This window comes from Solibacillus sp. FSL W7-1324 (assembly GCF_038008025.1).
Lineage (GTDB): Bacteria > Bacillota > Bacilli > Bacillales_A > Planococcaceae > Solibacillus.
This window is the reverse complement of the sequence record NZ_JBBOYH010000001.1, coordinates 1,766,100-1,779,136: the sequence shown is the minus strand read 5'-3', so window position 1 is coordinate 1,779,136 and position 13,037 is coordinate 1,766,100. Positions and strand designations below refer to the sequence as shown.

The window sequence follows — 13,037 nt, the reverse complement described above, 5'->3', positions numbered from 1 at the left end:
CGTACGAAACATTACAACTAAATACGCAATACCGACCGCAACTTTACGCCTTTCACTCCTTATGCCATAAGGAGTGTTTTATTTTTGGCAATAATGGCTATAATATACGTAATGAATTGCTGATAGGAGAATGACAATGTGGAAGATACATAACGGGAAACTGATTCAAACAACGGACGAATCAAGAATCCGGTACAAAACGCGTATGAGCGCGGCAATTATTAACAGTTTAAAACAGCTTGCCGAAAAATATGATACACATATCGGTTATTTACTGGAAAATGGATACAGTAATTTAATTGAATCTGGTACAATCGTTTACGATAAAAAAAACCGGCCTAAAGACCGCATCGAATTTCGGACGACATGCGATAAGGAATTACTGGATAGCCTGAAGGAATTTGCAAAAGACCATAACCTGAACTTAAACGATGTCATTGAAGCAAGTGTTGCATACATCAATTATGAGGATGTTAAACACGCAAATTGGCGTTACCGTGTAGAAGTTTAATAAGAAAAACGATGAAGCAATTGGGAAACCGATTGCTTTTTTCATTCTCTCTATATTTATTTTTCCATATTATTGAAATTACTTTCATTTTTCATTAGACTTATAGTATAGAGGTTTTTTAAGAAGGGATGAGAACGGCCATGTTTAAAAACTATTCACCGAGGCTGATTTTTGGTGTAATGGCGGTTACTTGTATTATTATTTCACCGTTGTTCGCCATATTTGTACCGATGACTGTTCCGGATTTATTTTTGACCGATCGCTCTTATTTTTATATTTATTCGTTTCGCACAAATGTAAAACTGATTATGACGGGGTTTTTTATATTAGCTGTAGCCTTTGCAGTGCTTTGCTGGAAACGCAAAATTGCGACATATGCGCTTAGTTTAGTGCTCCTTATCGGTGGGTTGGTGACGTTATACGGTTCCACTAGTACCTACACAGCGATTAATGAACAGGAAGTGTATAAACGCCAGCTGATCGGTTCTCAGAAAATGCAATGGGATTCGATTGACCGGGTTGCATTAGAATATGTGCCGAATGCATTAGGGAATTATAAATTTATCGATAAATCGGGGAATGAGCTAATTGTTCAGGAAGATAAAACGATGGCAACGAGTTATATTTACCTCATGACGAGTAAGAAAAAGATTAAATTTGATGAGTATGAAAAGAAATAGATTTTTAAGATGAAAAGCTTAGCTTGGTAAGGGGCTAAGTTTTTCTTTTATTTCTGTTTGCGAGGTTAAGGAGGTTAGTAGAAATGTTCAAATTCAGCTGGGTAGGGAGCGAAACACATTTTGTAGATTTACCGGATACTTTGCAGTTCAAGAACTTAGTCATTGGAAGGTTTGGTGGCAATTCTTCAGCAGGGCAATATAAAAACGAAGATGGTTGTCTTGTTTGGGTGAATGAAGAACAGAACTGGGAATTTGTCATGGTTTTGGACGCCCATAACAGTGCGGAAAGTGCCGAACTTGTTGTGGAAACTATTTTAAACGAAGAGCATAACCTGACTTCAATTTTTAATAAACCACTTTCCGTTGCTTTTCAGGAATTGGATCTTTACATTCTACATATTTTTCAAAATCCGCTCTTTTTAGCACGGTGTCGTGGAGTGCAGGGGGAAACGGCTTGTCTGATTGTATTAAGGAAAGACAAATATCTTTGGTGGTTTTCAGTTGGAGACTGTATTCTTCACTTGTTTCACCCTGAACTGGCTGAAATGCAGCAATATCAGTTAAATCAAAGAAATTTCTATGAATGGATTGGGTATGTTAATACGTTTGAATTGGATGTGCCTTGTTACAGTACGGGGCGCAGAGAATTGCGAAAAGGAGTGAATCAGCTTTTTATGACGACGGACGGACTAACGGAATGTCCCCATACTTCATTCGATAATCCGAGGGACATTCTGCAAGTATTTACTCATTCCCAGTCTTCACACGATGCTGTAGGTCAGCTACTAAAGGAGATTGAGGCAAAGGGAGTACGGGACAGTACAACGATTGTTTCATGGACTGTTGAGATCGATGAATACGCAACGGAACCGAGCAATAAATAATCATTTAAAGGGGCTATGTATATGTTTAAAGAAACCAATTCTATTACAGGTTATAAAGAAAAGGATATTCACTATACTGTTTTAAGTACCGATGAAAATGCTTCGAAACTGGCGATTTTGCTTCCTGGGGCCGGCTATACCGTTCAAGCACCGCTTTTTCATTATTCAACAGGTGTATTTTTACATAAATCGGTTGATGTGCTGCAGGTGAATTATACGTATAACGATAAGTTTTACGATCATTTCACTATGGATGAGCTTGTCGAAGCAATTCACCATGATGTAGGTGCTGTTATCGATAAAGTGCTAGAAGAGAATTCGTATGATGACTATTATGTTGTCGGGAAGTCTCTAGGTACGATTGCCATGGCGTCACTGATTAATAGGGAAATCTTTCATAACGCAAAAGCTGTATGGTTAACACCGCTACTTAATCGGGATGATGTTTTTGAAGCGATGCTACAGAGCCGTAACGAAAGTTTATGTTTTATTGGGGATGATGACACGCATTATAATGCGGAAAGATATCGTCAATTCGCCCAGAATCCAAAGCTCGTAACTAAACTACTCGAAGGAGCGGATCACAGTTTGCAGTATAAGAGCGATCCGGTCCAGTCCGTTGATCTGTTAAAAATAGTTATCAAGGCAATCGATGCATTTTAACGAAAAAAACCTTCCACCAGTTCGATGGAAGGTTTTCATTTTATTCTAAGTTATCAATTGCGTACTGAGCTTCTTCAGCTGTAAATTTTTCTCCGTATTCGGAAATCAATTGATCGTAAATGGCAGAGTCAGACATCGCCATTGTTTCAGCGTATGATTTTGCTTTATCTAATGCATTTGCTTTCCAGTCAAACTCCAGGTTATCGATTGCATATTGCGCGGCTTCTTTAGGGAAACCTTCTCCATACTCTGAAATTAACTGATCGTAAATACCGGCTTTAGACATTTGCATTGTTTCCGCATACATTTCTGCTTTTTTCAACGCAGACTTATATTCACGCGGTACATTATCTTCTTTTGCTTCCTCTTTTGGCTCTTCTTTTACAGCTTCTTTTGTATCTGCAGCTTGTTCTTTCGGTTCAGTTGTCGCTTCAACTTTTGTATCTGAATCCACTTCAGATGTTTCTCCATCACTGAACACTGCAATGATTACTATTAATATAATAAGGGCTAAAAACCCGCCACAACCAAGTTTAAATACTTTTTTCAACGCGGTAAATCCTCCTTTTTGATTCTATCTATATATTACAAGTTATCGTAGGATAATAATACTGGTAATATTTTTATATATAGCAAATGTTTATTAATTAATCGATATTTATTCAACGAAATGTGGCAAATTTATTATAAATGCTGTTTCAAGGGTGCTCTAGATTGATAATAATAGGGAGAAGCTGTAGCTTATTTACATGTTAAGTGCGTGGAATAAAGGTAACTTTTATAATAAAAAAGGTACTTTTGCAAGGAGTTACAAAAGTACCCAAACTATATATTTAAGGTTTTAAAACAACCTTTATACAATCTTCCTGTTTTGTATCGAATATTTCATAACCATACTTTGCTTTTTCAAGAGGGAGGACATGTGTAATAATATCGCCTGCATTCACTTTACCATCAGCGATTAAGTTATAGACATGAGGCATGAGATGTACAACAGGGGCTTGTCCGGTACGGATTGCTACATTGCGTTGGAATATGTCACCGAGTGGGAAAGCGTTGTATCGACCACCATAAACACCGGTAATTTGAATCGTTCCTCCTTTGCGTACTGCTTGACTGGCTGTCACAACCGCACCCATAGCGCCACTTTGCAGTTTTATACCACTTGCCAGAAACTCTAATGGTGTCATTTTTCCGCTCATCCCGACACAATCAATAACTACATCCGCGCCGCCTTTTGTTATCTCTTTTAAATATTCACCACAATTTTCATGGTCTTCAAAATTAACGATTTCAACTTTATTTGTCTTTTTAGCGTGTTTGAGACGATATCCTACATAGTCAACTGCGATTACTCTTTCTGCACCTTTTAACCAAGTAAATTTTTGCGCCAATAGTCCAACAGGTCCGCAACCAAGAATAACAACTGTATCTCCTTTTTTCACACCGGCATTTTCTACACTCCAAAAAGCAGTAGAGGCAGCATCAGCAAGGAGAACGAGACTTTCATCAGGAACTTCAGATTTCTCCGGAATTTTAAAAGGGAGGAAATTGCCATAGGGAACACGCATATACTCGGCCTGGCCTCCAGGAAACCCTCCTGTTGTGTCTGAATAACCGAAGTAGGCGCCCATTTCACCATTGTCATTAGCATTATCACATTGACTTTCCAGCTCGTGATTGCAATACCAGCATTGACCGCATGCGACATTAAAGGGAATGACAACCCGGTCACCTTTTTTAACCTTCGTCACATCCTTGCCGACTTCTTCCACAATTCCCATTGGTTCATGGCCAACAACATAATCTTGGCCTATATTTGGTATCATTCCATGCATCAAATGCAAATCTGATCCGCATATGGCTGTTGTTGTGAGACGGATTATAATATCATCGGCTTTTTTTATTTTAGGGTCTTTTACTTCCTTGACCTCAACATTTTTTATACCTTGAAACGTAACAGCTTTCATTAAAAATCCCTCGTTTCCGTTTACTTTTTTGGTGGGGTAGGGAACATTCCTTTGCGGTTCATGCTCTTAGGAAATAGATCCAACTGGGCAATACTTATCGCATTTTCAGCAGATTTAATATCCAACTCTTTTTGACCTTCCAGATGATAAGGCTTCAGCCATTCTTTTTTCATCATAAGCTCAGAAATCTCAAAATATAGATCAATCATCACATTCAGTTGCGTTCTCATAATTTTTTGTAGTGCCGGGGAAGCTGTTTCGGTTAAGGCGATTGAAAGATTTCGAATTCCCGTCTTTGTTGTAAGCAAAAACTCAAGCGCAACTCCAGAATCCGTTAGTTCAGGCATTCCAATTGAATTGATCGGATCTAAATAGTCTTCCATAAAATTGACCTCCTAATATACCAGTTCCGATTTAGAATAGAGCTTAACCATTGCGGCAAGTGCTGGGGTAGATAATTTTACATTTTTGTCTAATAAGGCTCTTAAATCATCATCAAAGACGACACCTTGACTTAACTTTGATTTAAGTAAACTAGTTGTCATAAAGTTTATAACTTCATGAAATTCCATTGTTTCATGAAGAGCTAATTTTTTCTCAAACATGTTAATCGCACCTCCAGATTTTTCTTTAAAAAGTGTACCCTGTAGCAATTCTCTTTATACAAATTTGCCTTTACATTACATTAGGTATCAGCAGGATAATACAACTAATTTTATTGGTCTAATGTCGAATATCATCGATACTTCATTCAAATATTCATTTGATTATTTGGATGAAATAGCATAACCTAATATATACAATCAAACGTATATTAGAATAATGGGGTGAATAATTTGCAGAAAGCAAATGATGTGTGTGAAATCACATGTATAAATGAAGAAAATGTAGTATCAATTCAAAAAAAATTATCTACGGAAAACCCAATAGAAGTAGCCAAAATTTTTAAAGCCTTATCAGATGATACAAGAATTAAAATTGCTTATGCATTGTCGCAAAATGAACTGTGTGTTTGTGACGTTGCCAATATTGTAGGAGCAACTACAGCAACAGCTTCACATCATTTACGATTACTTAAAAATCTAGGAATAGCTAAATACCGGAAAGAAGGGAAATTAGTTTATTATTCATTGGATGACGATCATGTAAAACAACTCATTGAAATAGCATTTGCCCATCAAAAGGAAGGTGTTCGAGTTGAATAATTCAACGGAATCATTAAAGGATAAAAAGGTATTTAGAGTTGAGGGTTTTTCCTGTGCAAACTGTGCAGGGAAGTTTGAGCGCAACGTAAAAGAAATTACTGGGGTACAAGAAGCAAAGGTGAATTTTGGCGCTTCAAAAATTAGCGTGTATGGTGATGCGACAATTGAGGAATTAGAAAAAGCAGGTGCTTTTGAGAATCTGAAAGTGATTCCTGATAAGCCTGTTCGCCAAGAAGGTAATTTTAAGAATGGAAGCAATGAGCTTACAGAGGTAAAAGTACCCTTTTATAAAAAGCACAGTACTTTATTGTATGCTGGTTTATTTATTGTCTTTGGTTATCTTTCACAGTTTATAAATGGGGAAGATAATCTCATCACTTCGTTATTGTTTATTACATCAATTGTTATTGGTGGATACTCTCTTTTTAAAGTCGGTTTCCAAAACTTGCGTCGTCTAGATTTTGATATGAAAACTTTAATGACAGTTGCTGTTATTGGTGCAGCGTTTATTGGTGAATGGGCAGAAGCATCGATTGTTGTGGTTCTCTTTGCAATCAGCGAAGTACTTGAGCGTTATTCAATGGATAAAGCAAGACAATCAATTCGTTCATTAATGGATATTGCTCCAAAAGAGGCCCTCGTTAGAAGATATGGTCAGGAATTACTGATCCATGTAGATGAAATCACAGTCGGGGACATTATGATTGTAAAACCTGGTCAAAAAATTGCGATGGATGGTGTTGTCGTAAATGGTTCTTCTTCTGTAAACCAAGCAGCTATTACGGGTGAATCTGTTCCTATCAGTAAATCAGTAGATGATGAAGTATTTGCAGGTACATTAAATGAAGAAGGGTTACTTGAAGTTGAAATAACAAAATTAGTTGAAGATACAACCATTTCAAAAATTATTGAGTTAGTTGAGGAAGCACAAGCTGAACGAGCACCTTCACAGGCATTCGTAGATAAATTTGCAAAGTATTATACACCAATTATTATGCTGATCGCAGGATTAGTTGCAGTATTGCCACCTCTTTTCTTTAATGGTAGTTGGGAAACTTGGATCTATCAAGGATTATCCGTTTTAGTAGTTGGTTGTCCGTGTGCACTCGTGATTTCTACACCAATTTCAATTGTTTCGGCAATCGGAAATGCAGCAAAGAAGGGTGTCCTTATTAAAGGTGGCGTTTATTTAGAAGAAATGGGCACTTTAAAAGCAATCGCATTTGATAAGACAGGGACTTTAACAAAAGGTGTTCCCGTTGTAACAGATTATAAAATCATTGAAAATAATGTAAATGAAGAAAATTTACTTGCAGTGATTACAGCGTTGGAAACACGTTCCCAACATCCACTTGCTACTGCAATTGTTAAAAAAGCAGAAAATGATTCAATTCCTTTTTCAAATGTCATAGTAGAAGACTTTACATCAATTACAGGTAAAGGTGTTATGGGTACAATTGAGGGAACAACTTATTATATTGGTAGTCCAAAACTATTTAAGGATATGGACTCGATAAATTTCAGTCACAATCTAGAACAGGATGTAACCGAACTTCAAAATCAAGGTAAAACAGTAATGGTAATTGGAACCAAGAAATTAATACTAGCAATTATTGCTGTAGCTGATGAAGTCCGTGAATCAAGCAAAGAAGTAATTAATAAATTGCACCTACTTGGTGTTCAAAAAACAATCATGCTAACGGGTGATAATAAAGGGACTGCGGAGGCAATTGGTATCTATGTTGGGGTATCAGAAATTCAAGCCGACTTAATGCCTGAAGATAAATTAAGTTTTATAAAAAAATTAAGATCTGAGTATGGCAATGTAGCGATGGTAGGCGACGGTGTAAATGATGCACCAGCGTTAGCAGCTTCTACAGTAGGTATTGCAATGGGTGGTGCTGGTACCGATACGGCATTAGAAACCGCTGATGTTGCCTTAATGGGCGATGATTTAAAGAAACTGCCATTCACCGTTAAGTTAAGTCGTAAAGCATTAAATATTATTAAGGTTAACATTGCTTTTGCGATAGGTATTAAATTCCTTGCACTACTTTTAGTAATACCCGGTTGGTTAACACTATGGATTGCCATACTTTCAGATATGGGAGCCACACTTTTGGTATCGCTGAATAGTTTACGGCTTATGAGAGTGAAAGAGTAATGATAAGGGTTGATAAGGGCTTTCGAAATATGAAAGTCCTTCTTCATTGAAGAGGTTTAAAGGTGGCGTGTTTAAGAAAGATTTACGAATGGTTTTGCTCAAACTTTATTTCAAAGTTGCAGCAGTAAATAAAATATTATGGTTGCAAAAATAATGGACATAACATAATATAAGCATATTCTTATATATTTTTTGAGTTCTATATAAGTATATTATTATATAGCTATGGAGGGGTACAAATGGAGCTCGATTTAATGGAAAAACAATTGAAGGCTGTTGCGGATGCCAATCGTTTACGCATTTTAGCCTGTTTGAAAAAAGGTGAAGTATGCGTATGTGACTTTACGGACGTCCTTAATATATCACAGCCTGCTGTGAGTCAACATTTACGAAAACTAAAAGAAGCGGGCATTATTACAGAGCGAAAAGTGGGCACGTGGAAGCATTACCGAATTCAAGAAAATCAAACTTCGTTAATGCAAAATGTACTTGCTTCAATTAATGAAGAGTGGACATGTGGTTGTAAAATTGACTGTGAATGTGTGGAGGGCTAAAAATTGAATATGTTTGTATTAGCGGCACTCATTTTTATCGTAACACTGATTTTTGTCATCTGGCAGCCAAAGGGATTGAATATAGGTTGGTCTGCAATGGGTGGGGCTGTCATCGCATTACTTGTTGGTGTTGTTGATTTTAACGATGTCGGGACAGTAATTGATATTACGTGGAACGCCACATTATCTTTTATTGCGATTATTTTAATTTCACTTGTATTAGATGAAATTGGTTTGTTTGAATGGGCTGCACTTCATATGGCTCGTGCTGCAAAAGGTAATGGTATCAAAATGTTTGTGTATGTTAGTTTACTCGGAGCTGTCGTTGCTGCATTATTTGCGAACGATGGTGCTGCACTGATTTTAACGCCAATTGTGTTAGCGATGGTGCGTAATTTACAGTTTAGTGAAAAAATGATTTTCCCGTTTATTATGGCGAGTGGATTTATTGCCGATACAACAAGTTTACCGTTTGTCGTAAGTAACTTAGTCAACATCGTATCAGCGGACTTCTTTGATATTGGGTTCGTTGAATATGCTTCACGAATGGTCATTCCGAACTTGTTTTCTCTTGTGGCAACGATTGTCGTGCTACTCATTTATTTCAACAAATCGATTCCACGCGAATACAATGAATCGATGTTAAAGGAACCACGACTTGCGATTAAAGATATGAAAATGTTCAAGTTATCTTGGTTTGTACTGGCAATTTTAGTTTTAGGCTATTTCTCAAGTGAATTTATTGGTGTACCGGTATCGCTTGTAGCAGGCGTTATCGCGATTTTCTTCTTAGTCATGGCTCGACAAAGTGCAGTCGTTGATACAAAAGAAGTTGTGAAAGGTGCACCTTGGAATATCGTGTTCTTCTCTGTTGGGATGTACGTTGTTGTATACGGACTTGGCAATGCAGGATTAACTCCCGTTTTAGCAGGCGTGATTGAATGGACCGCAGAGCAAGGATTATTTGTTGCGACGGTCGGCATGGGCTTTATTGCTGCATTCCTTTCATCTGTCATGAACAATATGCCAACTGTTATGGTCAATGCATTAGCCATCGCTGAAACGACGACTGATGGTACGTTACGTGAAGCGTTAATTTATGCAAACATCATCGGATCAGACTTAGGACCCAAAATTACGCCAATCGGATCATTGGCAACATTGGTTTGGTTATATGTATTATCTCAAAAAGGTGTGAAAATCTCTTGGGGTACGTACTTTAAAACAGGAATCGTGTTAACGGTACCTATTCTTATCTTTACATTAATTGGACTATATATTACATTACTAATCTTTTAATAAGGGAGTTTTTCAGATGACAAAAAACACACTATATTTCTTATGTACAGGGAATTCATGCCGTTCACAAATGGCAGATGGATGGGCACAAAAGTTATTACCGGAAGGTTGGGAAGTTTATTCAGCTGGTATTGAAACACATGGTGTCAATCCAAATGCGATTAAGGCAATGAATGAAGTTGGAATTGATATTTCTCATCATACCTCTGATTTAATTAACCCAGATATTTTAAACAAGGCTACATTAGTCGTAACACTTTGTGGGGATGCAGCAGATAAATGTCCAATGACCCCTCCAGGCGTACGTCGTGAGCATTGGGGATTTGAAGACCCAGCAAAAGCTACGGGTACAGAAGAAGAAAAATGGGCCGTGTTCCAACAAGTACGTGATGCAATCGGTGCACGTATTGAGCAGTTCGTAAACGAAGAGTTAAAAAAATAAGGGTTCGGAGGGATCGACTTGAAGAAAATCGAAATTTTTGAACAGGCGATGTGCTGTCCAACAGGTGTATGTGGACCAGCAATCGATCCAGAGTTACTACGCATGTCTTTTATTATGAATAACTTAAAAAATACGAACGTGTCAGCTGAACGTTTCAATTTAACGAATAATCCGGATATGTTTATCGACAATAAAGCAGTTAATGATTTATTAATGAATAACGGAATGGATAGCTTGCCGGCGACATTCGTGGATGGTGAACTGGTATTAAAGGGGAATTACCCGACAACAGTTCAGTTTGCGGAGTGGTCTGGATTAAGTGAAGATGAGCTTTTGAAAAAGCCGAAAGTGCGTCTATCCATCGGAGTGAATAAATAATGGAACGTTTTACAAGTGAGCATTTCCCCACAACACCATTTCTTTTCTTTACAGGAAAAGGTGGTGTTGGGAAAACATCGACTGCTAGCAGTCTTTCCATTGCGTTAGCGAAAGAAGGACGAAGAGTGCTGTTGATTAGCACAGACCCAGCTTCGAATTTACAAGATATATTTGGTCAGGACTTAAAAAATGAACCCACAAAAATAGACGGTACAGAAAATCTCTATGCACTAAATCTTGATCCTGAGCAAGCTGCAGCAAGCTATAAGGAGCAAATGGTTGGTCCATATCGCGGAAAATTACCGGAAGTCGTAATTCAAAATATGGAGGAGCAATTATCCGGTGCTTGCACTGTTGAAATTGCCGCTTTTAATGAATTTGCAATGCTTTTAACAAACGATGCGTATACAGAGCAGTACGATACTATTGTGTTTGATACGGCACCAACTGGCCATACCCTTCGTTTATTGCAGTTACCGTCAGCATGGTCAACATTTTTAGATGAAAATACGACAGGTACGTCTTGTCTAGGTCCATTAAAAGGGCTTGAACCACAGCGAGAAGTATATAAGCAAGCTGTTGCACAGTTAACGAATGAGGCGCAAACAACACTGATGCTTGTCACACGACCTGAAACAAATCCATTAAAGGAAGCAGCACGTGCATCAGAGGAATTATTTGAGATTGGTCTGCGTAATCAGCAATTAATTATTAACGGCTTTCTACAATCGGCAAGTGATGACCCGATTGAAAAGGCATTTTATGAACGTCAAACAGTCGCGCTAAAAAAAATGCCAGAACCATTAAAGGCATTTGACCATTATTACTTACCGTTTGTACCATATTCTTTATCAAGCATTGAGCGAATGGAAGCATGGATGATGGATACGAAGCTCCAGACAAATGCGAATGAGCCAACGTCACTAAATACTCCAGAACTTGAAGAAATGATTGCGGACTACGTGGCACGTAAACCAAAGATTATTTTTGCGATGGGGAAAGGTGGCGTAGGGAAAACGACCGTTGCCTCGTATATTGCTCTTAGACTGGCCGAAGAAGGGGTGCGTGTACACTTAACAACAACAGACCCCGCAGCTCATATAAATTGGACATTTGGTCAAGAGGAACAAGATGGTGTAACTGTTAGTCGTATTGACCCAAAAGTAGAAATTGCGAATTACGAAGCAGAAGTGCTAGCAAAAGCAAGTGAGACAATGAATGAAGACGGACTCGCTTTTGTAAAAGAAGATTTAGCTTCACCTTGTACGGAAGAAATTGCGGTCTTTAGAGCATTTGCGAATCTGGTTGAAACGCATCAAGATGAAGTGATTATTATTGATACAGCGCCAACAGGGCACACGCTGTTACTGCTCGATGCAACGGAAAGCTATCATAGGGAAATTTCTCGTTCAGCTGGGGAAGTACCTGTTGCTGTTTCAAATTTATTACCACGGTTACGTGATCAACATTATACGAGTGTAGCCATCGTTACGTTACCAGAAGCCACACCTGTGTATGAAGCATCACGACTGCAAGAGGATTTAGCACGTGCAGGCTTACATGTCGATTGGTGGGTAGTTAATCAATCATTTGCCGGTCTTACGCTAACAAGTCCAACACTGATGCAAAAACAGCAGTCTGAGGTTAAATGGATAGAAGAAGTAAAACAATTAAGCAAAAACCATTTTGTGACGATTCCTTGGGTGAAGGAAGCGCCAGTTGGAAAAGACGGATTACATGCATTAAAAGGGGAGACGCTAAAGTGAAGATGAGTCCAGAAGGTAAACAATTTGTAGAGCAAGTATTAGCACAAGCTGAAGGTGCAACATTGCGCTTTTACGGTGTAGCTGGTTGTTGTGGTCTGAATTTAAGTGCAGAAATTGCACAAGCTCAGGAAGCTGATACAGTAGAGACAGTTGAAGGAATTGAAATCGCCGTAGATCCACAAATTGCACAGCAGTTAACAGACGTAACGATTCACGCAGAAGAAGAGAATGACCAACTTGGCTTAGTATTACTAGGCTACGAACAATCAAGCTGCTAATATGCGATTACATCATTCAAGTACATTAACTGTTGAATACTTTTTAAGATATGCACAACTTGTAATGAATAGCCGAGAATTATCGGTTGAAGAAACACAACAATTTATGGAAGACTTTTTCTTTAAAGGAGAGCCGCTTGTATACGGAGAGTCTACTCGTCAACAATTTTTACAAGCAATGGCTGAGCTTCTAAAATATTAACAGAAAATCCATCTCTAACATGAGGTGGATTTTTCTTTTTC

The 13,037-nt window shown here is 38.1% G+C and carries 17 protein-coding genes; 13 read left to right on the top strand and 4 right to left on the bottom strand.

Going from position 1 to position 13,037, the window contains the following annotated elements:
- The first annotated feature begins 136 nt into the window (after positions 1 to 136).
- The 4 genes from MKY71_RS08610 to MKY71_RS08595 all read left to right on the top strand — a co-directional run bounded on the left by MKY71_RS08610 (position 137) and on the right by MKY71_RS08595 (position 2,738).
- Entirely contained in the window at positions 137 to 511 is a 375-nt protein-coding gene (locus tag MKY71_RS08610) for an rRNA methyltransferase (RefSeq protein ID WP_339176450.1), read from the top strand.
- 140 nt (positions 512 to 651) lie between these two features.
- The gene (locus tag MKY71_RS08605; protein ID WP_340732229.1) at positions 652 to 1,191 is read left to right on the top strand and encodes an ATP-dependent exonuclease; all 540 of its coding nucleotides are present in this window, start codon (positions 652 to 654) and stop codon (positions 1,189 to 1,191) included.
- An 83-nt stretch (positions 1,192 to 1,274) separates the two neighbouring features.
- Positions 1,275 to 2,075, top strand: coding sequence for a protein phosphatase 2C domain-containing protein (locus MKY71_RS08600; RefSeq protein ID WP_340732228.1), 801 nt, complete (start codon positions 1,275 to 1,277; stop codon positions 2,073 to 2,075).
- A 21-nt stretch (positions 2,076 to 2,096) separates the two neighbouring features.
- Positions 2,097 to 2,738 carry an alpha/beta family hydrolase gene (locus MKY71_RS08595; RefSeq protein WP_340732227.1) on the top strand — a complete coding sequence of 214 codons (642 nt, stop codon included), beginning with the start codon at positions 2,097 to 2,099 and terminating at the stop codon, positions 2,736 to 2,738.
- 40 nt (positions 2,739 to 2,778) lie between these two features.
- On the opposite strand, the gene MKY71_RS08590 is transcribed toward MKY71_RS08595, so the two are convergent.
- From MKY71_RS08590 to MKY71_RS08575, 4 genes are all read right to left on the bottom strand, one after another.
- Positions 2,779 to 3,288: an Ltp family lipoprotein gene (locus tag MKY71_RS08590; RefSeq protein ID WP_079526738.1), complete on the bottom strand. Its 510-nt coding sequence runs from the start codon at positions 3,286 to 3,288 to the stop codon at positions 2,779 to 2,781.
- A 283-nt stretch (positions 3,289 to 3,571) separates the two neighbouring features.
- Positions 3,572 to 4,708: a zinc-dependent alcohol dehydrogenase gene (locus MKY71_RS08585; protein WP_340732226.1), complete on the bottom strand. Its 1,137-nt coding sequence runs from the start codon at positions 4,706 to 4,708 to the stop codon at positions 3,572 to 3,574.
- Between the two features lie 20 nt (positions 4,709 to 4,728).
- Positions 4,729 to 5,091, bottom strand: a complete 363-nt coding sequence (locus MKY71_RS08580; RefSeq protein ID WP_079526734.1) for a spore coat protein — start codon at positions 5,089 to 5,091, stop codon at positions 4,729 to 4,731.
- Between the two features lie 12 nt (positions 5,092 to 5,103).
- Positions 5,104 to 5,313, bottom strand: a complete 210-nt coding sequence (locus tag MKY71_RS08575) for a spore coat protein (protein ID WP_340732225.1) — start codon at positions 5,311 to 5,313, stop codon at positions 5,104 to 5,106.
- A 231-nt stretch (positions 5,314 to 5,544) separates the two neighbouring features.
- Between MKY71_RS08575 and MKY71_RS08570 the strand changes: the two genes are divergently transcribed.
- The 9 genes from MKY71_RS08570 (at position 5,545) to MKY71_RS08530 (ending at position 12,996) form a co-directional block, all read left to right on the top strand.
- The gene (locus MKY71_RS08570; protein WP_340732224.1) at positions 5,545 to 5,913 is read left to right on the top strand and encodes an ArsR/SmtB family transcription factor; all 369 of its coding nucleotides are present in this window, start codon (positions 5,545 to 5,547) and stop codon (positions 5,911 to 5,913) included.
- Positions 5,906 to 8,077, top strand: coding sequence for a heavy metal translocating P-type ATPase (locus MKY71_RS08565; RefSeq protein ID WP_340732223.1), 2,172 nt, complete (start codon positions 5,906 to 5,908; stop codon positions 8,075 to 8,077). Before MKY71_RS08570 ends, MKY71_RS08565 begins: the two co-directional genes overlap by 8 nt.
- A 239-nt stretch (positions 8,078 to 8,316) precedes the next feature.
- Complete coding sequence (locus MKY71_RS08560; protein WP_340732222.1) at positions 8,317 to 8,631, top strand: ArsR/SmtB family transcription factor; 315 nt, start codon at positions 8,317 to 8,319, stop codon at positions 8,629 to 8,631.
- 9 nt (positions 8,632 to 8,640) lie between these two features.
- Positions 8,641 to 9,930 carry an arsenic transporter gene (locus MKY71_RS08555; protein ID WP_445683741.1) on the top strand — a complete coding sequence of 430 codons (1,290 nt, stop codon included), beginning with the start codon at positions 8,641 to 8,643 and terminating at the stop codon, positions 9,928 to 9,930.
- 16 nt (positions 9,931 to 9,946) lie between these two features.
- Complete coding sequence (gene arsC / locus MKY71_RS08550) at positions 9,947 to 10,372, top strand: arsenate reductase (thioredoxin) (protein ID WP_340732220.1); 426 nt, start codon at positions 9,947 to 9,949, stop codon at positions 10,370 to 10,372.
- Positions 10,373 to 10,390: 18 nt separating this feature from the next.
- Entirely contained in the window at positions 10,391 to 10,750 is a 360-nt protein-coding gene (gene arsD, locus MKY71_RS08545; RefSeq protein WP_340732219.1) for an arsenite efflux transporter metallochaperone ArsD, read from the top strand.
- Positions 10,750 to 12,516: an arsenical pump-driving ATPase gene (gene arsA / locus MKY71_RS08540; RefSeq protein ID WP_340732218.1), complete on the top strand. Its 1,767-nt coding sequence runs from the start codon at positions 10,750 to 10,752 to the stop codon at positions 12,514 to 12,516. Before arsD ends, arsA begins: the two co-directional genes overlap by 1 nt.
- Positions 12,517 to 12,518: 2 nt before the next feature.
- Complete coding sequence (locus tag MKY71_RS08535) at positions 12,519 to 12,794, top strand: Fe-S cluster assembly protein HesB (protein WP_340733623.1); 276 nt, start codon at positions 12,519 to 12,521, stop codon at positions 12,792 to 12,794.
- A gap of 1 nt (position 12,795) precedes the next feature.
- Positions 12,796 to 12,996, top strand: a complete 201-nt coding sequence (locus tag MKY71_RS08530; protein ID WP_340732217.1) for a hypothetical protein — start codon at positions 12,796 to 12,798, stop codon at positions 12,994 to 12,996.
- Positions 12,997 to 13,037 lie beyond the last annotated feature (41 nt).

Bases quoted from the DNA above. Each gene is read 5' to 3' on its own strand.
- MKY71_RS08610 (WP_339176450.1), top strand. From the start codon at position 137: ATGTGGAAGATACATAACGGGAAACTGATTCAAACAACGGACGAATCA.
- MKY71_RS08605 (WP_340732229.1), top strand. From the start codon at position 652: ATGTTTAAAAACTATTCACCGAGGCTGATTTTTGGTGTAATGGCGGTT.
- MKY71_RS08600 (WP_340732228.1), top strand. From the start codon at position 1,275: ATGTTCAAATTCAGCTGGGTAGGGAGCGAAACACATTTTGTAGATTTA.
- MKY71_RS08595 (WP_340732227.1), top strand. From the start codon at position 2,097: ATGTTTAAAGAAACCAATTCTATTACAGGTTATAAAGAAAAGGATATT.
- MKY71_RS08585 (WP_340732226.1), bottom strand. From the start codon at position 4,708: ATGAAAGCTGTTACGTTTCAAGGTATAAAAAATGTTGAGGTCAAGGAA.
- MKY71_RS08580 (WP_079526734.1), bottom strand. From the start codon at position 5,091: ATGGAAGACTATTTAGATCCGATCAATTCAATTGGAATGCCTGAACTA.
- MKY71_RS08575 (WP_340732225.1), bottom strand. From the start codon at position 5,313: ATGTTTGAGAAAAAATTAGCTCTTCATGAAACAATGGAATTTCATGAA.
- MKY71_RS08560 (WP_340732222.1), top strand. From the start codon at position 8,317: ATGGAGCTCGATTTAATGGAAAAACAATTGAAGGCTGTTGCGGATGCC.
- MKY71_RS08555 (WP_445683741.1), top strand. From the start codon at position 8,641: ATGTTTGTATTAGCGGCACTCATTTTTATCGTAACACTGATTTTTGTC.
- arsC (WP_340732220.1), top strand. From the start codon at position 9,947: ATGACAAAAAACACACTATATTTCTTATGTACAGGGAATTCATGCCGT.
- arsA (WP_340732218.1), top strand. From the start codon at position 10,750: ATGGAACGTTTTACAAGTGAGCATTTCCCCACAACACCATTTCTTTTC.
- MKY71_RS08535 (WP_340733623.1), top strand. From the start codon at position 12,519: ATGAGTCCAGAAGGTAAACAATTTGTAGAGCAAGTATTAGCACAAGCT.
- MKY71_RS08530 (WP_340732217.1), top strand. From the start codon at position 12,796: ATGCGATTACATCATTCAAGTACATTAACTGTTGAATACTTTTTAAGA.